Consider the following 19,737-nt stretch of genomic DNA (forward strand, 5'->3'; position numbering starts at 1 on the left):
CGAATACCGGTTGAATGAACACTTGTCCCGGCTCCGAAGTTGCGTGGCGCGAGCACCCCGCAATGCTCCGTCGTTCAGAAAAATCCGTGAACGGACTATATCCAGCAGGGATTACTGCTTGATCCCTCTAAAGTGTGATTTGCAGCCACCCACCGCACTGGAACAGCCCTTTGCCATAACCTTTGAAAAACGGCGCGGCAAGAATGACTGAAAAATCCGTGAGTACAAGGCAAAGGCTTGCCGGGTGGGCGTGCCGTGCCCGAGCGGGCACGGCCGGGGACGCTCAGAGCGTGGAGAGGAAGGTGCTGTTGCTGGCTTGCCACTCGCTGATGTCGACGCGGATGCGCTTCTTGTCGAGCTTGCCAACGCTGGTCTTGGGAATTTCAGTAACAAGGGCGATCTGACTGGGAATCGCCCACTTGCTCAGGTGGCCCAGCTCGACGAAGGGCTTGAGGTGTTCCTTGAGCTCGCGGGCGCCAATCTCATGGCCCTCGCGGATGACCAGCAGGGCGAATGGGCGTTCGCCCCACTGCGGATCGGCGATGCCCACCACTGCTACTTCACGTACCGCCACGTGGCGGCTGATGAGGTCCTCCAGGTCCAGGGAGGAGATCCACTCGCCACCGGTCTTGATCACGTCCTTGATCCGGTCGCGGATGTCGATCACCCCCATGCTGTCCAGGGTCGCCACGTCACCGGTATGCAGCCAGCCGCCTTCCCAGAGCTCGGCGCCTTTTTGCGGTTCGTTGAAATAACCTTCGCTCAGCCAGGGCGCCCGCAGCACCAGCTCGCCCTGGGCCTCGCCGTCCGCCGGGAGGAAGTTGCCTTCGGCATCGATGATTGCCGCTTCCACCAGCGGCCCCGGTACCCCGGCCTTGATGCGGTAGGTGGTGCGCTCGTCCTCGCTGCCCGCCATCAGTTCATCATTCAGGTGTGCACAGGACACCAGCGGTCCGGTTTCCGACATGCCGTAGGCAGCCGTCAGCTGGATGCCCTTGGCCTTGGCCGCCTCGTACAGCGCGCGGTTCAGCGCACTGCCACCGATGACGATCTTCCAGCCGCCGAAATCCGTACCCTGGGCCGCCTTGGCATTGAGCACCATCTGCAGGATGGTCGGCACGCAGTGAGAGAAGGTGACCTTCTCCCGGCGCCACAGCTCCACCAGGTACTCCGGGTCGTAGCGCCCGGGATAGACCTGCTTGAGCCCGAGCATGGTGGCCACGTACGGCAAGCCCCAGGCGTGCACGTGGAACATCGGGGTGATGGGCATGTACACATCGTTGGTGCCCAGCAGGCGCACGCTGTCGATGGCCCCCATGATGGTGGACACCCCCAGGGTGTGCAGCACCAGCTGGCGGTGGGTGAAGTACACGCCCTTGGGGTTGCCGGTGGTGCCGGTGGTGTAGAAGGTGGTGGCCACCGAGTTCTCGTCGAAATCCTCGAACGCGTACTGGGGGCTGGCGGCGGCGAGCAAGGTCTCGTACTCGCCCACCAGGTTCGGCAGCTCGGCAGTTTTCTCCGGGGCATCGGTGAGCAGCAGGGTTTTCTCCACCGTGGTCAGGTGCCCGGCAATCGCCTGGTACAGGCCGACGAACTCGCTGTTGACCAGCACGAAGCGGTCCTCGGCATGGTTCATGGTGTAGAGAATCTGCTCCGGCGACAGACGCACGTTGATGGTGTGGATCACCGCACCGATCATCGGGATGGCAAACATGCACTCCAGGTAGCGATGGCTGTCCCAGTCCATGACCGCCACGGTGTCCCCCGCCTTGACCCCGGCCGCGGTCAACACATTGGCCAGGCGCGCCACCCGCTCGATCAGGGTCGGATAGGTGTAGCGCAACTGGTCACGGTAGATGATCTCGCGGGTTTTTTCGTAGCGGGTGCCGGACATCAGCAAGCGCTTGATCAGAAGTGGGTATTGGTAGGCGCCTTCGGCGGGAGGAATAACGCGAGTCTGCAACATAAGAATCCCTTTTCTGACGGCTCGGTCGTGACTGGAGGATAACCACTCTAGAGCTCCTGCGCGCCCGCTAAATCAGCCAAAGGAATGATTTGCAGGGCCGTACAAATACTAGCTTCAGGCCAGTATTGTTACGGCCCTGCACGACCTCAGGCGCTTTGCCCCACTGCCGCTTCCGCGGGGGTGCGGGGAAAGGCCAGCGCCGCGGCAAACGTCAGCGCCGCGACCCCCGCCAGGACCAGGTACAGGCCGCTCAGGCCCTGGCGCGGTTCCACCAGAGCAATCAGCGGAATCGCCGTGGCACTGGCACCGAACGACAGGCAGTAACGCAAGGCGAAGACTCGCGACTGCCACTGGGGCGCAACGAAGTTCGCGACCATGGCATCGTTCACCGTGACCTGGCCGAACACCACGAACATGAAGGCCGCACCCAGGACGATCACGCCCCAACCCTGGCTGTCGGCCATCGCCAGCAGCAACGGGGCCTGGAGCAGGGTCAAAATGATGAACGGCCACTTCAGGCTGAAGCGGTGCAATACCCGGCCGATCAACAACTGCGCCACTGCGCCGAAGGCATAGGCCAGGCTGACCACCACCCCCAGCGTCTGCGGCGAGGTGAACAATTCATGCAGGCGTTCCTGGAACAGCTTCGGGTAAGTCATGGTGGAGGCGTTGAAGACCACCCCGCCAGTGGCTGTGGCCAGGGCCAGCACGCCGAACACCAGGAACATGGAGATCTGCTGCCCGCCCTTGCCCTTGAGCGGCACATGGGCGCGTGCGGGGGCAGGCTCGTCACGCACCTGCAAGGCAAAGCAGACACCCAGAAGGATGGCCACGCTCCCCGGCAGGATGAACGCCGAGCGCCAGCCGAAGCGCGCCACCAGCAAGCCGGTAATCAAGGCCGAGAAGGCCACGCCGAGGTTGCCCCACATACCGTTGATGCCGATCTCGCGCCCGCGATTCTGCGCATAGGCCACCAGCATCGCGGTGCCGACCGGATGATAGATAGCGGCGAATATTCCCATCAGGGTCAGCCCGATCACCAGCATGCTCGGGCTATTACTGAGCCCGGTGAGGATCGAGGCGCCACCGATGCCGAAGAAGAACAGCAGCATCATCTGCCGCCGACTCCAGTGATCCCCCAGCCAGCCGGCCGGTAGCGAACAGGCGCCAAAGGCGATGAAACCGCCCAGGGACAGACCGATCAGCCCGGCATAGTCCAGGCCAAAGGCCTGGGTCATGCCCAGCACGGCAGCGGGAAAGATCAGCATGAACATGTGATCGATGACATGGGCGGCGTTGACGTAGCGGATGACGTTTCGGGCTTGATTCATGGCGACACACCGGGGGTTGGTTGTTGTGCCGCCTATGCTAATTTGGCAATCCACCGCATTTCTGACAACAAAGTCATTGGACCGGACATGTTAATCGACCACTTCCACCATGGGCCGGTCAGCGCCTATCCCCGGGACTACCCCGACGCCGCGCATCAACCGTTGCACCGCCATCGCGAGGCGCAGTTTCTCTACGCCGCCTGCGGCACCATGCGCCTGGTCACCGCCCAGGGCGCCTGGGTGATCCCACCGAGCCGGGCGGTGTGGATCCCGCCACTGGTGGAGCATGAAATCTTCATGGTTGGCGAGGTGCGCATGCGCTCTCTGTTCATCGACCCGGAGCTGTCTGCGCCCGCATTGCGCCAATGCTGCGTCCTGGCGGTCACACCGTTGCTGCGGGAGTTGATCCTGCGTGCCGTGCAAGGTCCGGAACAAGCGGAAAACCCCTTGATCCAGCAATTGATGCTGGAAGAAATCGCCGCCCTGGAAAACCTTCCGCTGCACATTCCCATGCCCCAGGACCGGCGCTTGCAAGCCATCTGCCGGACCCTGATACAGACCCCGGATCACCCCCACACCCTGGAAGACTGGGCGCAGCAGGTCGGCGCCAGTTCACGAACCCTGGCGCGGCTGTTCCAGCAGCAGGTGCAGATGAATTTCAATGCCTGGCGCCAGCAGGTGCGCCTGATGGAAGCCCTGCCACGCCTTCTCGCCGGGGAAAGCGTGCACAGCGTGGCCGACTCGCTGGGATACGGCAGCGCCCGGGCCTTCAGCGCGATGTTCTGCCGTTTGCTCGGGGATACGCCACGGCATTACGTGGCGGCCCTGAATCAGCTCAGCGCAATCAATGCATCTCGGTAAAGGCCAGCTTCACGCCGATGGCGATCAGTACTGCGCCCATGGTGCGGTCGAACCAGTGGCCCATGCGGGCAAAGCCGGCACGAACCCGCTGCTGGCTGAAGAGCATGGCCACCAGGCAGAACCAGACAGCGGTGGCCACCGCCAGATACACGCCATACCCGGCCTGGATCGCCAGCGGCGTATGCGGGTTGATCACCACGGTGAACAGCGAGAGAAAGAACAGCGTCGCCTTGGGGTTCAGGCCATTGGTGACAAAGCCTGAAGTGAAGGCCCCACGCGCAGTGCGGACCCCGGCCTCCTTGTGCAAGTCGTCGGCCGCCGGTTTGGCCGGCTGGGCACGCAGGGCCTTGTAGCCGATGTACAGCAGGTAGGCCGCAGCCAGCCACTTCAGTGCGTTGAACAGGACGATGGACTGGGAAACGATCAGGCCGATCCCCAGCAGCGAGTAACCCACGTGCAGGAAGATTGCGCAGCCCACGCCCAGCGCGGTCCAGGTGCCGGCGCGACGGCCGTGGGTCACGCTTTCACGCACCACCACGGCGAAGTCCGGGCCGGGGCTGGCCACTGCCAGAAGATGGATGAGGGCAACGGTCAAGAACTCGGTGAAGTACATGCAGGCTCCTGTGTATGTCTAATTATTTCATCTGTTAGGCTCGGCAGATTACGCCTTAGAACCCTCGTGCAAAAGGTACAGTTCATGACTAACAATCGCCGCGCCGTCTTCCTCGATCACAGCTCACTGGACCTCGGTGACCTGGACCTGGGTGCGCTGCATGACAGCTTCAGCCCTCTGCAAGTACATGCCCACACAGCGCCGGAACAGGTCGCCGAACGCCTGCAGGGCGCCCGGGTGGCCATCAGCAACAAGGTGGCGCTGACAGCCGAAACCCTGGCCGCCTGCCCCGACCTGCAACTGATCCTGGTGGCCGCCACCGGCACCAACAATGTCGACCTGGCCGCAGCCCGCAAGCAGGGGATCACCGTCAGCAACTGCCAGGGCTACGGCACTCCCTCGGTGGCCCAGCACACCCTGATGCTGCTGCTCAACCTGGCCACCCGGGTCGCCGATTACCAGCAGGCCGTGGCTGCCGGGCGCTGGCAACAGGCCAGTCAGTTCTGCCTGCTGGACTACCCGATCATCGAACTGGCGGGCAAGACCCTGGGCCTGCTGGGCAATGGCGAACTGGGCAGCGCGGTGGCCCGCCTGGCCGAAGCCTTTGGCATGCGTGTGCTGCTGGGGCAGATTCCAGGCCGCCCGACCCGCCCGGACCGCCTGCCGCTGGAGGAACTGCTGCCGCAAGTGGACGCCCTGACCCTGCACTGCCCCCTCAACGAGCACACCCGCCACTTTATCGGTGCCCGGGAACTGGCCCTGCTCAAGCCCGGAGCCCTGGTGGTCAACACCGCCCGCGGGGGGCTGATCGATGAACAGGCCCTGGCCGATGCATTGCGCAATGGTCACCTGGGTGGTGCAGCCACCGATGTGCTCAGCGTCGAACCCCCGGTGGCTGGCAACCCCCTGCTGGCCGGCGACATTCCGCGCCTGATCGTCACTCCACACAACGCCTGGGGCAGCCGCGAGGCCCGCCAGCGAATCGTCGGTCAATTGACGGAAAACGCCCACGCCTTCTTCAGCGGCGCCCCGCTGCGGGTCGTGAGTTGATAAACTTCGCCACTTTTTTCGGGGGCGGATCATGGACACACGCAGTGAAGTACTGTTGCGTCAGGCTGAATTGTTTCAAGGCTCACTGCTGCTGGCCGGCCTGGCCGCCGACGATCTGCTGGGCCGCCTGCCCAATGCCCGGGGCTGGAGCTGGCACGCCGGCGACCAGGCAGCCCTGGAGGCGCGCTTTCCCGGCCGCAGTCACTTTGGCGTAGACGCACCGGTCGAATCCTTCGACAGCGCCGTGCTGTTCCTGCCCAAATCCAAGGACCTCACCGACTACCTGCTCAACGCCCTGGCCTCGCGCCTGGCCGGGCGCGAACTGTACCTGGTGGGCGAGAAGCGCAGCGGCGTGGAGAGTGCGGCCAAGCAACTCAACCCTTTCGGCAAGCCACGCAAGCTCGATAGCGCCCGGCACTGCCAGCTGTGGCAGGTCACGGTGGCCAATGCTCCCGAACCGCTCACCCTGCAGAGCCTGGCCCAGGAGTACGAACTGCCGCTGGCCGAAGGCCCGCTGAAAGTCATCAGCCTGCCGGGGGTGTTCAGCCATGGCCGGCTGGATCGCGGCACCGCGCTGCTGCTGGAGCACCTGGACCACCTGCCCGCCGGCCACCTGCTGGACTTCGGCTGCGGTGCCGGAGTGCTCGGGGCCACCGTGAAACGCCGCTACCCGGACAGCCGCGTGACCCTGCTGGATGTGGACGCCTTCGCCGCCGCCAGCAGCCGCCTGACCCTGGCGGCCAACGGCCTGGAAGCCGAGGTGCTGACCGGTGACGGAATCGACGCCGCGCCCATGGGGCTGAACGGCATCCTGACCAATCCGCCCTTCCACACCGGGGTCCATACCGACTACCAGGCAACGGAAAACCTGCTGCGAAAAGCAGCCAAACATCTGCAAAAAGGTGGAGAACTGCGAGTAGTTGCCAACAGCTTCCTGCGCTACCAGCCGCTGATCGAAGAGCACCTGGGGCCCTGTGCGATCAAGGCGGAAGGCCAGGGCTTTCGCATTTATCGGGCCAAGCGTGGCTGAAATCCTTTTTCGCAAACAAGGCTTGCCGAAAGGGTTTTGCCTAGGCAGAATCCGCTCCGTCCTAGGGGAGTAGTCTCCCACGAGCGCCACGCTCGTCCGGCATGCGTCAACATACTTGGTCAACAGACCATGGCGCATGCGACCCAAGAGTCCGCACAGACGGACCGCAGGGTTTGACAAGACCTATGACACGCACACCTTACCCGGGGCGGGAAGGCTGTACGTGTCATAGCCGTGTCGACCCGCCCCTTAGGAAAACCCTGATGATGCTGGACTCCCTGCTCGTTCCCACCGCAATCGTTGCCTTGGCCGAAATCGGCGACAAGACGCAACTGCTTGCCCTGATTCTCGCCGCACGTTTTCGCAAACCCTGGCCGATCATCGCCGGCATCGTTGCCGCGACCCTGGCCAACCATGCGGCGGCCGGTGCGGTAGGCGCCTGGTTCGGCAGCTTCTTCTCGGACTCGACCCTGCACTGGATCCTCGCCGCCAGCTTCACCGCCACCGCGCTGTGGACCCTGGTTCCGGACAAGATGGACGACGACGAAGCCAATACTGCACGCAAGTTCGGCCCATTCCTGACCACCCTGATCGCCTTCTTCCTGGCAGAAATCGGTGACAAGACCCAGGTCGCCACCGTCATGCTGGCGGCGCAGTACCCGGATCTGTGGCTGGTGGTCATCGGTACCACCCTGGGCATGCTGATTGCCAACGTACCGGTGGTCCTGGCAGGCAACTTCGCCGCAGACAAGCTGCCCCTGACCCTGATCCGTCGCCTGGCGGCGTCGGCCTTCTTCATCCTCGCCGTGGTGGCGGTGTACAAGGCCATGCAGATCAGCGGCTGGGTATAAACGAAATCGCCGGCAAGCTGGCCCCTACGCAACCCGTAGGAGCCGGCTTGCCGGCGATAGCGTCATCGACAATGACGCGAAGGGATCAGGACTTCTTGGCGGCCTGATACAGCGGCATCACCTTGGGAATCGCCGCCTGCAAGGAAGCGATACGGCTGGTGGAAGCCGGGTGAGTGCTCATGAACTCGGGCGGCGCGGAGCCACCGGCAGCCTGGCCCATCTTGTTCCACAGGCTGATGGCCGCATTCGGGTTGTAACCGGCACGGGCGGCCAGTTCCAGGCCGATCAGGTCCGCTTCGTTTTCATTCTCGCGGCTGTTGGGCAGGGTCATCAGCAGGTTCACCCCGTTGTCGCCCAGGGCTACGGTTTCCTGCGGAACGCCGAACAAGGTGGCGATCTGCTTGCCGGCACCGACCGCGTACTGCTTGGACATGGCTTCGCGACCGTGCTCGCGCAGGGCGTGGGCAATTTCATGGCCCATGACCGCGGCGATTTCATCGTCGGTGAGTTTGAGCTTCTCGATCAGCCCGGAGTAGAAAATGATCTTGCCGCCAGGACCGCAGTTGGCGTTGAGCTCGTCGCTCTTGATCAGGTTGACTTCCCATTTCCACTGCGCGCAGTCGGGGCGGAAAGTCGGCGCCTGGGCAATCAGGCGGTTGGCAATGACCTGCAGGCGCTTGGCGTTGGCGCTGGTCTTGTCCAGTACGCCCTGGCTGCTGGCTTCACCCAGAGTCTGCTGATAGGACTGGGCATAGGACTGGTTCACTTCAGCGCTGGAAACCATGCTGAACATGGATTGCTTGCGATCCACACCGACCACGCCACCGCTGGTGGTATTGACCGTTTCACAACCGCTGAGCAGTACTGCGGCACTCAATGCACATACGACCAATGACTTCTTCATCATGAAACCTCCCTGAAAACGTGGCGCGTATCCTAAGGGCGGAAATGTATCCGCGCCAGATGTAAAAACAGCAATCGGTCGCATTTCAGATACATATCTGCCTTGCAGGAGAAAATTCATTCCTCCCGCAAATCCCGCCCGGGTTACCCCCACAGTTTGCCAAGAACGACATCAAGCTCCCTGAAACAGTCATTTTTCCGTGTAAGGCTAATGGCCAGCGCTGCAGCGGCCGATACAGCTCGGCAGACCTAAATTCCTGCGCCCGGAGCCTCTATGAAGTTCAAGTCGATCCAGTTTTCCGTCGCCGCCCTGGCCGGCGCCATCGTTCTCAGCGTGGTTGCAGCCCTGGTGCTGTACGCCCTGTTCTCCGGGGCCAGGACCCAGCAGATGGTGCAAGACCGTACCCAGGCCCAGTTCGAACAGGTCATCGAACAACGCCTGAGCGGCCTGGCGCAGACCCAGGTCAGCCAGATCCAGCGCGAACTGGAAGCGCCCCTGCTGATCGCCGGCGGCCTGGTGCGGGTCAATGCGCTGATGGGCACCCAGGACTCGCAAGGCCATGCCGGGCTGAGCCTGAGCCGTGAACAACTGATTGCCCTGATCAAGGAAAACGTCACCCAGAACCCGAAGATCCTCGGTGCGTACATTGGCTGGGAACCCGGCGCCATCGACCATGACGACGCTGCCTACGTAGGCACCTCGGTGGTGGGTATCGATGCAGCAAACGGCCGCTTCCTGCCCTGGTGGTTCCGCAATGAAGACGGCAGCCTGGGCCTGGACAAACTGGCCGACGTCAATGATCGGACCCTGCTTTCCACCGGCGTGCGCGCCAGCGAGTACTACCTCTGCTCCCAGGACAGCCTAAAGCCTTGCGCCATCGACCCCGCTCCCTACAAGGTCGGCGACAAGGTGGTGATGCTGGCCTCCTTTATTCAGCCGATCCTGCTCAACGGCAAGTTCCAGGGCATCGTGGGTGCCGACCTGTCAGTGAACTTCATCCAGGACATGCTGGTGGGCGCCAACCAGAAGCTCTACGGCGGCGCCGGGCACATGGCCCTGATCGGCGGTAACGGTCGCCTGGTCGCCTATACCAAGGACTCGAGCAAGTTCGGTGAAAAAGTCAGCGACGTGCTCAGCAGTGATGCACTGACCAAGCTGTCCAGCCTCAAGCGCGGCGAAGTGACCTACGACGTCGACCAGGCCAACGGCACCATCAGCCTGTACCTGCCCTTCGGCATCGGCCAGACCGATGCGCACTGGACCCTGATGCTGCAACTGCCGCTGAGCGCGGTGATGGCCGACCTCGACAAACTGCAAGGTGACCTGGCCGAACAACGCAAGGCCGACACCTTCGGCATGGCCATGGTCGGGCTGGTGATTGCCGGCCTCGGCTTGCTGGTGATCTGGCTGGTGGGCCACGGCATTGCCCGGCCGCTGCGGCAGATGGTGGCAATGCTCGACGACATCGCTCAGGGCGAAGGCGACCTGACCCGACGCCTGACCAGCGATCGCGCTGACGAGCTGGGCTCCATCGCCAAAGGCTTCAACACCTTTTTGGCCAAGCTGCAGGCGATGATCAGCCAAGTGGTGACCTCGGTTCAGAGCGTCAGCGATTCTTCGGAACACACCGCAGACATCGCCATTCGCACCAACCAGGGCGTGCACAAGCAAATGGTTGAAATCGATCAGGTAGCCACCGCGGTGCACGAAATGACCGCCACTGCCCAGGACGTCGCGCGCAATGCCACCCAGGCCGCGCAAGCCGCCAGCCACGCCGACCAGGCCGCAAGCCAGGGCATGCAGATCGTGCGCGACACCTCCAGCGCCATCGGCGCCCTGGCCGAGGAAATCGGCCGTGCGGTGGGCGTGGTGCAGACCCTGGCCAAGGACAGCGAGAACATCAACGCCATCCTCATCGCCATTCGCGGGATTGCCGAGCAGACCAACCTGCTGGCGCTCAACGCGGCAATCGAGGCGGCGCGGGCCGGCGAGCAAGGCAGGGGCTTTGCGGTGGTTGCCGACGAGGTGCGCAACCTGGCGCAGAAAACCCAGCAGGCCACCGAAGAAATCCAGTCGATGATCCAGCAACTGCAGCAGGGCACCCGGGAAGTGGTGCGGGTGATGGAGGACAGCCAGCACAAGACCGACCAGAGTGTGGAACACGCGGCCAAGGCGGCCCAAGCCCTGGAAACCATCACCCAGGCGGTGTCGGTGATCAACGACATGAACACCCAGATCGCCAGCGCCGCCGAGGAGCAGAGCGCGGTGGCCGAGGACATCAACCGCAATGTGATCAATATCGGCCAGGTGGCCAATGAAGTGGCGGGCGGTGCCGATGAGTCCAGTGCGGCCAGCGCCGGGCTGACCAAGCTCGCCGAACAGCAACGGCGCCTGATCAACCAGTTCAAAGTCTAATCACGGACCTGCAGGAGCCGGCTTGCCGGCGAAAGCGATCCTGGCTTGGGCAGCAAACCAGGGGGCCTCTTCGCTGGCAAGCCAGCTCCTGCAGTTGATGCTTCAGGCGGGGGTCAGGCACTCGGGGCCGTTGAGCTTGGGGTCATTGACCAGGTTGGCCAGGACCCGCTCGCGCAGGGCTGCCGGCGGGCTGGCCAGCAAGGCTTGCAGGGCATGCAAGGGGGTTTCGGGATCGAGCCAGGCTTGCTGGCCGGCGGCATCGAGGATCAGCGGGCGACGCAGATTGGAAGCCGCCTGGGTTACCACTGCAGTGCTCAGCCAGACCTGCTCCTGCACCGGGTAGGCCTCCCATATCGCGGCAAAAAAGATCGACGAACCTTCCCCCGGCGTCAGCCAGTAGGGGCGCTTGCGGGTGCCGCCGCGCCATTCGTAGAAACCATTGGCCGGCAGCAGGCAGCGCCGCTCGCGAAAGGCCTGGCGAAACATCGGCTGCTCCGCCAGGGTTTCCGCCCGGGCATGGGCGGGCGTCCGGGAAAGGTCCGTGAGCCACGGCGGTGTCAGCCCCCAGCGGGCCCGGGCCAGGGTGCGCTGGCCGTTTTCCGCGCGCTGGATCAGCACCGAATCATTGGGCGAGATGTTCCACTGCGCCTTCTGGTCGGCGGGAAATCCCGGCAAGGCGGCAAACGCGGGGTTCCAGCGAAACAGGGCATAACGTCCACACATGGGGCAATACAACTCTCGGCAAATCGGCGCTCAGCCTAACAGACCAGCACCCCGGCAAAATTGTCCGGTTCATCAAAGGGCAACGGCAGGGCCGCATTGTACGCAGCGATCAGCTCTCGCGCCTGTTGCGCCTGGTGGTTTTCCACCGACAGCCCCAGCAGCCCGAACAGCGGCAGCTCCCCTGCCCCGCCCAACAGATCGCGCCCCTGCAGATGGGCCTCGATCCCCTCGCTGGCCAGCATGCACTGGAGCAACTCGCCTTCCAGCAGGTTTTCCGGCTCGTAGATGCGCTGCATAAGGGCCACTCCCCATTCAGTCGTTTTCACTGTGAACGTCGAGCATCCATTCCCGACCGTCGGTTTGCAGGGTGAATACAATGGGCCGGCAGCACACCGGGCAGTCTTCGATATAGGTCTGGTCGCCGCCAGACAGGTCCAGCACCGCCTCTGCCTGTTCGCCACAGTAAGGGCACTGATAATGGTCGGTTTCCAGCATCGCCGTCTCCAGAGTGACTTATGCGTATAATCGCCGGTCTATTTGCAGGGCTTTTTTTGTTTGAGCTGAATTTTCAGACCGTGCCCGGCTTTTTTTCGATCCGAACCTTTTCTTACCCTAGCCGTTTCTAACAAGAGAGCATGATGGGCGAATTCGATGCCATCCGACCTTACCACGACAGCGAAGTACCAGCGGTGCTGGCCCGGCTGCTCGGTGACAAGGCGTTTCTAGATATCCTCACCCACTTTCGCTTCCCGCGTTTTGCCAAGACTTTCGGCTGGCTGCTCAAACCCCTGATCGCTCACCGCCTGCGCCGTGAGTTTGCCGGGGTCACTTCGGTGGCCACCCTGCAGGACAAGGTCGAATTCTACGTCGACCACACCATCGAGCGGGCCACCGACGGCGTGACCTACACCGGCGTCGAGCAGTTCAAGTCGGGCACCGCCTATGTGTTCCTGGCCAACCACCGCGACATCGTCATGGACCCGGCCTTCGTCAACTACGCGGTGTACCACGCCGGCCTGCCGACGCCACGCATCGCCATTGGCGACAACCTGCTGCAGAAGCCGTTTGTCAGCGACCTGATGCGCCTGAACAAGAGTTTCATCGTGCACCGTTCCATCAGCGGTCGCCGGGAAAAGCTCGCGGCCTACCAGCTGCTGTCGGCCTATATCAACCATTCGATCCGCAACGACGGCCAGTCGATCTGGATCGCCCAGGCCGAGGGCCGGGCCAAGGATGGCGACGATCGCACCGAGTCGGCGATCCTCAAGATGTTCCACATGAGCCGCAAGGACGAGCCGTTCGGCGAGGTCATCCAGTCGTTGAACCTGACACCGGTGTCCATCAGCTACGAATACGACCCCTGCGACCAGGCCAAGGCCCGCGAGCTGTACATCCGCGCCACCACCGGCACCTATACCAAGGCACCAGGCGAGGATGACGTGAGCATCGCCAAGGGCATCACCGGCTATAAAGGCCGGGTCCACGTGAACTTCGCCGCGCCCATCAGCGAATCCTTCGAGGACACCAAGCAACTGGCCATGGAAATGGACCGGCAGATCCTCGGCGGCTACCGCCTGTTCCCGGTGCACTACCTGGCCTATGCCCAGTGGAGCGATGCCGATCCACAACTGCAGGTGCCAACGGCCGCCGAGGTCTTCCCGGCCCAGGAGCTGGCCAAGGCCGAACAGGAATGGCAGCGCCGGCTGGATGCCTGCCCGGCAGAACACCGGCCGTACCTGGTACTGCAATACGCCAATCCGGTGCGCAACCAGTATCGGGTCAAGGCCGGTCTGGCGCTGTAACGGCCGGACTGGAAAGCACAACGGCGCCTGCGGGCGCCGTTGTCGTTTCTGCAACCTGGGGGTTGATCAGAACCGGGTGCTGATCCAGGACACCAGCAACGCCAGGCCAAGGCAGGCGAAGCCGAAGCGGTAGAAAAACCTATTGATGCGCAAGGTTGCGGGATCCAGCATCAGCAGCGGCTGATCCACCGCCCGTCCCTCGCTCTGCACGGCCAGATTGGCCAGGGCCCGCAGTTCACGACGACGGGTGGCGTGCAGCAGCCAGCTGCCTGGGCAGGCGAACAGCAGGGCAAGCAGGTTGATCAGTTTGGCGGGATGGGCGTTGAACATCGACCAGATCAGTTGCAGCGACATCATGAACCTCGGAGGAAAGCCGTATACGGGCCGTCGAGTGCACCCGCGGCGCGGATTCTACTCAATCCCCGACAAAACGCGGGGGGCTTTCCGACCAGTAACGAGACGCCGGTCCATTAATTTAAAGCGTCATCTTTTCGTCATCTAAACAAGCCAGTCTGTCGCCCCTCGAAACCCACGGAGCTTGTCATGCTGCACGCCGAAAACCAGGACCGCCTTTACCTGATCGCCCCCAGTGAAGAACAGCAGGCGCTGGTGGGCGCCCTGGCGTTCAACGTGCAGGACCGGCACTGGCTGGTGTATTGCGCCCTGGGCGGGCACCAGCACGCGGACCTGCCGGAAACAGACCTGCTGACGGGCGTCAGCATGCTGGACTTCTACGTCGAGGCGGCCTGATCCGCGCCCATAAAAAAGCCCGGCGCGCCATCAGGCAGCCGGGCTTTTTCGTTGCTTGGCCAGGGCTCAAACCCCGGCCAGGCGCGGGTTACTCGCCGAGGATCTGGCCCACGGTCGGATCCTTGAACAGGCGGGTCAGGGCATCGCTGAGCACATCACCCACCAGCTTGGTATTGGTGTCCTGGTTCGGCGCCATGCCGAAACGCTGGTCCAGGGAAGCACCGTAACGGCCGCTGTAACGACGGTTGGCGTTCTGCACATCCGAGCGGAAGGTGGCACCGATGGTGGCCTCGGTCACGTACAGGCCTTCTTTAGGCGACTGGTACTTGAGCTCGGCCAGGGTCACGGTCAACTGAGGGGCGTTGGCGCCACCGGCGGTCGGGGTAAAGCCCAGCAGGCGCACTGCGGCTTCGGCCTGGGCCTGCAGCTTGGGCAGGATCTGCGCGCTCTGCACGGTGATGGCACTGGTTTCCGGGTACAGGCCGCCACGGGTGCCCAGGGTCGGCGAAGGACGTCCATCAACCACTTTCACCACCACCGGCTGGCCATGGCCGACAGGCGCCAGCTGGGCAGTGAGCTTGGGCTCCGGGCTGAGTTGTTGCGGGCTGTGGGCGCAACCCACCAGCGACAGGCTGGTCACAGTGATCAAACCGAACAACAGGCGTTGCAACATGCTCATCTCTCCAGGAATCAGGCACAAACAGGCCCGCAGTATAGCGGTGCACAAGGACGGCAAACCAGCGCCAGGCATGACTTAGTCAAGACTCAGACAGGTCCCGTACAACCGGGTTCCTGTAACCTGCCGTTCACTGGCAATACATCATGATGTAACGGCTCAAGGGCATTCTTATCGTCAATGACACATTCAGGTACCTGGTCATGAACTTCCTCCGCTCCCTGTTCGCCCCGCGTCAACAGTTTCGCAGCTTCGCCCTGCTGGACAGCCAGGGACGTTGCCAGGCCTTCAAGCACTGCCTGCTGGCCCCGGTAGGCGATGGCTGGGTGGAAATCCAGGAAATTCGCCTGAACTGGTTGCACCAGGCGCTGCCCGCCAGCGCCCGGGTCAGCCCGCGCTGCGCTCGCTCCCGGGTGCAACCGATACTGGCCACCTGACCAAAAGCCTAATAAAAGTCGCGAAACAGGATCATTTCTGCGCATTTCTTCGTTACAATCTCCCCCCGATTATAAGGACGTCTCCTGATCGGGCCTCGCAGTACCGCCAACGCCACTGCTTTGGCACCCCGCACCGCCCACAGAGAGCCGCCCACACAGTTCGAGTGAAGCTGGCGTGCTTGCTGTTCACCTTGCAAACCTCCACTTTTCGCGAAACTGCAGAGCTGCCGTTGCTCGGCCACTTAAAGCTGTTTGCCCGTCGTGCCCGCATCCTTTGCCGGCATCACCGCGCGGGCCAGGTGCCAGGCTGAGGCAGCCCTTTTTTGAGGTTCACGTCTTCAAAAGAGCGTGAAAAAACGGGTTTTCACAACTTCACAAGAGTGTGGCGAGCAAATGAATAGTTTTGCGTCTGAACTGGCACCATTGGCCTCTACAACAGCCCGATTACACAGGACCGAGCACTCCTCAAGAACTGGTGCTTGAAGCCTGTCCGCTGACGGATTTGGTTGCACGAGCGGATGTATCGACCATAAGTCGAATTGCCCGAGGCTCCCCGAGATGCGTTCATACGCACCTTGAGGCCCGGTTGGCAGCGTCCGTGGTAGTTGCAAAAAATTGCGAAGATTCGGACATGGCGATCCTGGCCATGGGTAACCTGGGGCATTACGTGAACCGCCCCGTCACTCCTGGCAGCCATGCCGTCAATTTGGTGCTGCAGATTTTGGAGACGCGTTAATGGCGCATAACGAAGCAGTAGACGTCGTATTGGTCGGGGCCGGCATCATGAGTGCCACCCTTGCTGTACTGCTCAAAGAGCTCGACCCTGCGATCAAGCTGGAAGTCGTCGAGCTGATGGATTCGGGTGCCGCGGAAAGTTCCAACCCGTGGAACAACGCCGGTACCGGCCATGCCGGCCTCTGTGAGCTGAACTACACGCCACAGGCCGCCGATGGCAGCATCGACATCAAGAAAGCCGTGCACATCAACACCCAGTTCGAGGTGTCGAAGCAGTTCTGGTCCTACCTGACCAAGAAAGGCACCTTCGGCTCGTCCAAGTCCTTCATCAGCCCCGTGCCGCACCTGAGCTTCGTACAGGGCGAAAAAGGCGTTTCCTTCCTCAAGAAGCGCTTTGAAGTACTGAGCCAGCACCATGCCTTCGCGGACATGGAATACACCGAAGACAAGGCCAAGATGGCCGAGTGGATGCCGCTGATGATGCCGGGCCGCCCAGCGGACGAAACCATCGCCGCCACTCGCGTGCTCAACGGTACCGACGTCAACTTCGGCGCCCTGACCAACCAGTTGCTCAAGCACCTGACCAGCGCTCCTGATGCCCAGGTCAAGTACTGCAAGCGTGTCACTGGCCTCAAGCGCAACAAGGCCAACGGCTGGACCGTGAGCATCAAGGACGTCAACAGCGGCAGTACCCGCGAAGTCGACGCCAAGTTCGTGTTCCTCGGCGCCGGTGGCGCGGCCCTGCCCCTGCTGCAGGCCTCGGGCATCGAGGAAAGCAAGGGCTTCGGCGGTTTCCCGGTGAGCGGCCAGTGGCTGCGTTGCGACAACCCGGAAGTGGTCAAGCAGCACCAGGCCAAGGTCTACAGCCAGGCGGCCGTGGGCTCGCCACCAATGTCCGTGCCGCACCTGGACACCCGCGTGGTCGAAGGCAAGAAGTCCCTGCTGTTCGGGCCTTATGCCGGCTTTACCACCAAGTTCCTCAAGCACGGCTCGTTCCTCGACCTGCCGATGTCGGTACGCGCCGGCAACATCGGCCCGATGCTGGCCGTGGCCCGGGACAACATGGACCTGACCAAGTACCTGGTCAGCGAAGTCATGCAGTCCATGGAGCAGCGCCTGGAATCCCTGCGCCGCTTCTACCCCGAGGCCAAGGCCGAGGACTGGCGCCTGGAGGTGGCCGGCCAGCGGGTGCAGATCATCAAGAAGGATCCGAAGAAAGGCGGCATCCTGCAGTTCGGTACCGAACTGGTGGCAGCCAAGGACGGCTCTCTGGCCGCCCTGCTCGGCGCCTCGCCAGGTGCCTCGGTGACCGTTTCGATCATGCTGGAGCTGATCGAGCGCTGCTTCCCGGCCAAGGCCAGCGGCGAATGGGCTGCCAAGCTCAAGGAAATCTTCCCGGCACGGGAAAAGGTCCTGGAAACCGACGCAACGCTGTACCACCAGATCAACAGCGAAAACAACCTGAGCCTGGAGCTGGTCGAGCCAAGCAAGGAAACCGAAAGCTGCGCCTGATCCGCGCTGAATGAAAAACGCCCCGTCCTTCGCAGGACGGGGCGTTTTTTTATGCCTGGCGAGAAGATCAGCCGCGGGCGTTGTCCATCAGCTCGATGTAGTCGGCGGCGTTGCGCTGATCGCGGATCAGGTCGACGAAGGTCTGGCCGTGCTCATCCTTGCCATCCAGGTCGAAACCAGCTTCGACGAAGAAGGTCAGGAAGCGTTCGAAATCATCGATGCGCAGGCCACGATAGGCCTTGATCAGCTTGTGCAGGGACGGCGAAGTTGCATCGACCGGCTCGAAATCGAGGAACAACTTGATCTGCTCGTCGCTGATCTCGTCACCAATCACTTGTTTCTTATCTTTACGCATTGCCGACTCCAGCTCGCAGACATTTCACGGGGCGGGCAGTTTACCTCCAGCCCGCATATGGCCTCAACGCGAACGCACGCTGCCAGTATGCAGGTCAGCCCAGATGTGCCCGTTGGCATAGCTGAGGAACTGGCAATACACCGTGTCATTGCGCAACAGGTCCATCACCGCTCGGTACTGGGCCAGCGGGTAATACAGGGTCAGGGTCCGGCTCTTGGCATCGAATTGCGGCTTTTTCAGGCTTTTGCTTTCACCGTCGAAGTTCACCAGCACCTGGCTGATGGTGGCGCCCTTGTTCAACGGCTTGCCCTTGAGCCGCACCCACACTGGCGAAGTCACGGGAATCGGTTGCTGGTTCGATTGGCGCTGGCTGCCGATCACCACCGAATACTCGGTGACCTGCAACAACTGCTGCTGTTGCGGGACGCTGTCGCGCAGGGTCAGATCATCGGGAGGCAGGAACTGCCCGTGCAAGGGGGCCGGGGCGGCTGCCAGGGGCAGGCTCAAGCACAGAAGAAGGGCCGCGCTACTGCGAATCAACAGGCTCATGACAGGCTCCAGACAAGGGCCGAGCACTCTAGCACGGGTTTTTACCGCAAATCTTGCACCGTTACCGACGGTAGGCCGCTGTCACGGGCGCGGGCCTGTTCAGTCGAACTGGGCGCGCATCCAGGCCTGGTATTCGGCCACGCCGGGCTCGCCTTCACGGGGCGCCCAACTGGCCTGCTCACCCTCACCCACTGGGCGATAAGGGCCGGCCTTGCATTCGAACATCAGGCTGTCGGGCTCCAGCACCACCAGGCTGTGGAAAACCCCGGCCGGCAAGTCCACACCGACGCAGTCGCCGCCGGCCTGCAGCACCCGCTTGCCCTGGACCTGGCCCGCTTCATCGAAAATCAGCACGCCCAGGCGCCCCTGGAGCACCAGCAGGGTCTCGGCCTTGTCAGCGCTCAGGTGGCGATGCGGCGGAACATAAGTGGAGGGTTGCAGCCCCACCGCCATGCGGTGGCAAGGCTCTTCCATGGCATGGAAGTTGTGGTGCTGACGACCGCGGGGGTTGGCCGCGGCTTTCTCAGCCAGGTCGCTGAACAACGCTTGATCGAGAAAGCTCGGCCCGGTCATCGCTTACATGCCCTTGACGGCATAGATGCCGGCAGCGTTACGCCAGTAGCCCTTGTAGTCCATGCCGTAGCCGAACACGTAGCGGTCCACGCAAGGCAGGCCCATGTAGTCGGCCTTGAGGTCCGGACGGGCCTTGCGGTCGTGGTCCTTGTCGATCAGCACGGCCGTGTGAACGGCGCGGGCGCCGGCGTGTTTGCAGAAGTCGATGATCGCGCCCAGGGTGTGACCTTCATCGAGGATGTCGTCGATGATCAGCACGTCGCGGTCGATAAAGGAGACTTCCGGCTTGGACTTCCAGAACAGCTCACCGCCGCTGGTTTCGTTGCGGTAGCGGGTAGCGTGCAGGTAGGAGGCTTCCAGGGGAAAGCGCAGGTGGGTCAGCAGCTTGCCCGCGAAGATCAGGCCACCGTTCATGACGCAGAACACCACCGGATTGCGCTCAGCCAGTTCTTCAGTGATTTGTGCACCGACCCGGGCGATGGCCGCCTCGACTTCAGCTTCGGTGTACAGGCAGTCAGCCTCGCGCATGATTTGACGGATATGCTCGAGATCAGCGGACATGGCGCTCTCCAAGGGGTGGCAGTTTCGGAAAAGCGGGCAAAGG

22 protein-coding genes, 1 pseudogene and 1 riboswitch are annotated in these 19,737 nt (G+C 62.6%); of the genes and pseudogenes, 10 read left to right on the forward strand and 13 right to left on the reverse strand.

Annotated features, from left to right (window positions below; translation table 11 throughout):
• Positions 1-283: 283 nt before the first annotated feature.
• Together A9971_RS24485 and A9971_RS24490 are read right to left on the reverse strand one after the other, a co-directional pair.
• A complete protein-coding gene (locus A9971_RS24485) occupies positions 284-1,966 on the reverse strand; it encodes a fatty acid--CoA ligase (protein ID WP_019093006.1) in 1,683 nt (560 codons plus the stop codon).
• Positions 1,967-2,112: 146 nt separating this feature from the next.
• The gene (locus A9971_RS24490) at positions 2,113-3,297 is read right to left on the reverse strand and encodes an MFS transporter (RefSeq protein ID WP_183000067.1); all 1,185 of its coding nucleotides are present in this window, start codon (positions 3,295-3,297) and stop codon (positions 2,113-2,115) included.
• Positions 3,298-3,384: 87 nt separating this feature from the next.
• Here A9971_RS24490 and A9971_RS24495 point away from each other — a divergent pair, with 87 nt between their 5' ends.
• Positions 3,385-4,158: a helix-turn-helix domain-containing protein gene (locus A9971_RS24495; RefSeq protein ID WP_041119820.1), complete on the forward strand. Its 774-nt coding sequence runs from the start codon at positions 3,385-3,387 to the stop codon at positions 4,156-4,158.
• Here A9971_RS24495 and A9971_RS24500 read toward each other — a convergent pair.
• Positions 4,142-4,771 carry a LysE family translocator gene (locus tag A9971_RS24500; protein WP_011063367.1) on the reverse strand — a complete coding sequence of 210 codons (630 nt, stop codon included), beginning with the start codon at positions 4,769-4,771 and terminating at the stop codon, positions 4,142-4,144. The genes A9971_RS24495 and A9971_RS24500 overlap by 17 nt on opposite strands.
• A gap of 84 nt (positions 4,772-4,855) precedes the next feature.
• On the opposite strand from A9971_RS24500, the gene A9971_RS24505 reads away from it, so the two are divergent.
• The 3 genes from A9971_RS24505 to A9971_RS24515 all read left to right on the forward strand — a co-directional run bounded on the left by A9971_RS24505 (position 4,856) and on the right by A9971_RS24515 (position 7,702).
• The gene (locus tag A9971_RS24505) at positions 4,856-5,821 is read left to right on the forward strand and encodes a 2-hydroxyacid dehydrogenase (protein WP_053160073.1); all 966 of its coding nucleotides are present in this window, start codon (positions 4,856-4,858) and stop codon (positions 5,819-5,821) included.
• Between the two features lie 31 nt (positions 5,822-5,852).
• A complete protein-coding gene (locus A9971_RS24510) occupies positions 5,853-6,851 on the forward strand; it encodes a class I SAM-dependent methyltransferase (protein WP_125062172.1) in 999 nt (332 codons plus the stop codon).
• A 52-nt stretch (positions 6,852-6,903) separates the two neighbouring features.
• Positions 6,904-7,025, forward strand: a riboswitch (yybP-ykoY riboswitch).
• Positions 7,026-7,117: 92 nt separating this feature from the next.
• Positions 7,118-7,702 (forward strand): TMEM165/GDT1 family protein, encoded by a 585-nt coding sequence (locus A9971_RS24515; RefSeq protein WP_183000093.1) that lies wholly within the window; start codon positions 7,118-7,120, stop codon positions 7,700-7,702.
• Positions 7,703-7,787: 85 nt separating this feature from the next.
• Here the strand turns inward: A9971_RS24515 and A9971_RS24520 are convergent, their stop codons facing one another.
• Positions 7,788-8,606 (reverse strand): M48 family metallopeptidase, encoded by an 819-nt coding sequence (locus A9971_RS24520; protein WP_011063371.1) that lies wholly within the window; start codon positions 8,604-8,606, stop codon positions 7,788-7,790.
• Positions 8,607-9,968: 1,362 nt separating this feature from the next.
• On the opposite strand from A9971_RS24520, the pseudogene A9971_RS33315 reads away from it, so the two are divergent.
• Together A9971_RS33315 and A9971_RS33320 are read left to right on the forward strand one after the other, a co-directional pair.
• Positions 9,969-10,166: pseudogene (locus tag A9971_RS33315) on the forward strand (HAMP domain-containing protein); the annotation flags it as partial.
• A gap of 111 nt (positions 10,167-10,277) precedes the next feature.
• Positions 10,278-11,021, forward strand: coding sequence for a methyl-accepting chemotaxis protein (locus A9971_RS33320; protein WP_370059449.1), 744 nt, complete (start codon positions 10,278-10,280; stop codon positions 11,019-11,021).
• Between the two features lie 102 nt (positions 11,022-11,123).
• Here A9971_RS33320 and A9971_RS24530 read toward each other — a convergent pair whose 3' ends face one another.
• Genes A9971_RS24530 through A9971_RS24540 form a run of 3 tightly spaced genes read right to left on the reverse strand, consistent with a single transcriptional unit; the run spans position 11,124 to position 12,239 of the window.
• Positions 11,124-11,744, reverse strand: coding sequence for an SOS response-associated peptidase (locus tag A9971_RS24530; protein ID WP_011063373.1), 621 nt, complete (start codon positions 11,742-11,744; stop codon positions 11,124-11,126).
• A 35-nt stretch (positions 11,745-11,779) separates the two neighbouring features.
• The gene (locus tag A9971_RS24535; RefSeq protein WP_011063374.1) at positions 11,780-12,040 is read right to left on the reverse strand and encodes a putative signal transducing protein; all 261 of its coding nucleotides are present in this window, start codon (positions 12,038-12,040) and stop codon (positions 11,780-11,782) included.
• A gap of 16 nt (positions 12,041-12,056) precedes the next feature.
• Entirely contained in the window at positions 12,057-12,239 is a 183-nt protein-coding gene (locus tag A9971_RS24540; RefSeq protein ID WP_011063375.1) for a CPXCG motif-containing cysteine-rich protein, read from the reverse strand.
• Positions 12,240-12,379: 140 nt separating this feature from the next.
• Between A9971_RS24540 and A9971_RS24545 the strand changes: the two genes are divergently transcribed.
• The gene (locus tag A9971_RS24545; protein WP_015636954.1) at positions 12,380-13,546 is read left to right on the forward strand and encodes a 1-acyl-sn-glycerol-3-phosphate acyltransferase; all 1,167 of its coding nucleotides are present in this window, start codon (positions 12,380-12,382) and stop codon (positions 13,544-13,546) included.
• Between the two features lie 66 nt (positions 13,547-13,612).
• On the opposite strand, the gene A9971_RS24550 is transcribed toward A9971_RS24545, so the two are convergent.
• Positions 13,613-13,900 (reverse strand): hypothetical protein, encoded by a 288-nt coding sequence (locus tag A9971_RS24550; protein WP_015636955.1) that lies wholly within the window; start codon positions 13,898-13,900, stop codon positions 13,613-13,615.
• Positions 13,901-14,089: 189 nt separating this feature from the next.
• Here A9971_RS24550 and A9971_RS24555 point away from each other — a divergent pair, with 189 nt between their 5' ends.
• Complete coding sequence (locus A9971_RS24555) at positions 14,090-14,296, forward strand: hypothetical protein (RefSeq protein WP_011063378.1); 207 nt, start codon at positions 14,090-14,092, stop codon at positions 14,294-14,296.
• Positions 14,297-14,384: 88 nt separating this feature from the next.
• Here A9971_RS24555 and A9971_RS24560 read toward each other — a convergent pair whose 3' ends face one another.
• A complete protein-coding gene (locus A9971_RS24560) occupies positions 14,385-14,969 on the reverse strand; it encodes a YajG family lipoprotein (RefSeq protein ID WP_011063379.1) in 585 nt (194 codons plus the stop codon).
• 206 nt (positions 14,970-15,175) lie between these two features.
• Here A9971_RS24560 and A9971_RS24565 point away from each other — a divergent pair, with 206 nt between their 5' ends.
• Complete coding sequence (locus A9971_RS24565; RefSeq protein WP_019096022.1) at positions 15,176-15,409, forward strand: hypothetical protein; 234 nt, start codon at positions 15,176-15,178, stop codon at positions 15,407-15,409.
• A gap of 735 nt (positions 15,410-16,144) precedes the next feature.
• On the forward strand, positions 16,145-17,656 hold the full coding sequence (gene mqo, locus A9971_RS24570) for a malate dehydrogenase (quinone) (protein WP_019095052.1): 1,512 nt from the start codon (positions 16,145-16,147) through the stop codon (positions 17,654-17,656).
• Positions 17,657-17,723: 67 nt separating this feature from the next.
• Here the strand turns inward: mqo and A9971_RS24575 are convergent, their stop codons facing one another.
• From A9971_RS24575 to A9971_RS24590, 4 genes are all read right to left on the reverse strand, one after another.
• Positions 17,724-18,011, reverse strand: coding sequence for a PA4642 family protein (locus tag A9971_RS24575; protein WP_011063382.1), 288 nt, complete (start codon positions 18,009-18,011; stop codon positions 17,724-17,726).
• Between the two features lie 63 nt (positions 18,012-18,074).
• A complete protein-coding gene (locus A9971_RS24580) occupies positions 18,075-18,560 on the reverse strand; it encodes a hypothetical protein (protein ID WP_053153731.1) in 486 nt (161 codons plus the stop codon).
• A gap of 99 nt (positions 18,561-18,659) precedes the next feature.
• Complete coding sequence (locus tag A9971_RS24585; RefSeq protein WP_077934748.1) at positions 18,660-19,133, reverse strand: WbuC family cupin fold metalloprotein; 474 nt, start codon at positions 19,131-19,133, stop codon at positions 18,660-18,662.
• 3 nt (positions 19,134-19,136) lie between these two features.
• Positions 19,137-19,694 (reverse strand): hypoxanthine-guanine phosphoribosyltransferase, encoded by a 558-nt coding sequence (locus tag A9971_RS24590; RefSeq protein ID WP_011063385.1) that lies wholly within the window; start codon positions 19,692-19,694, stop codon positions 19,137-19,139.
• Between the last annotated feature and the right edge of the window lie 43 nt (positions 19,695-19,737).

Source organism: Pseudomonas sp. UME65 (assembly GCF_014170225.1).
Classification (GTDB): domain Bacteria; phylum Pseudomonadota; class Gammaproteobacteria; order Pseudomonadales; family Pseudomonadaceae; genus Aquipseudomonas; species Aquipseudomonas protegens.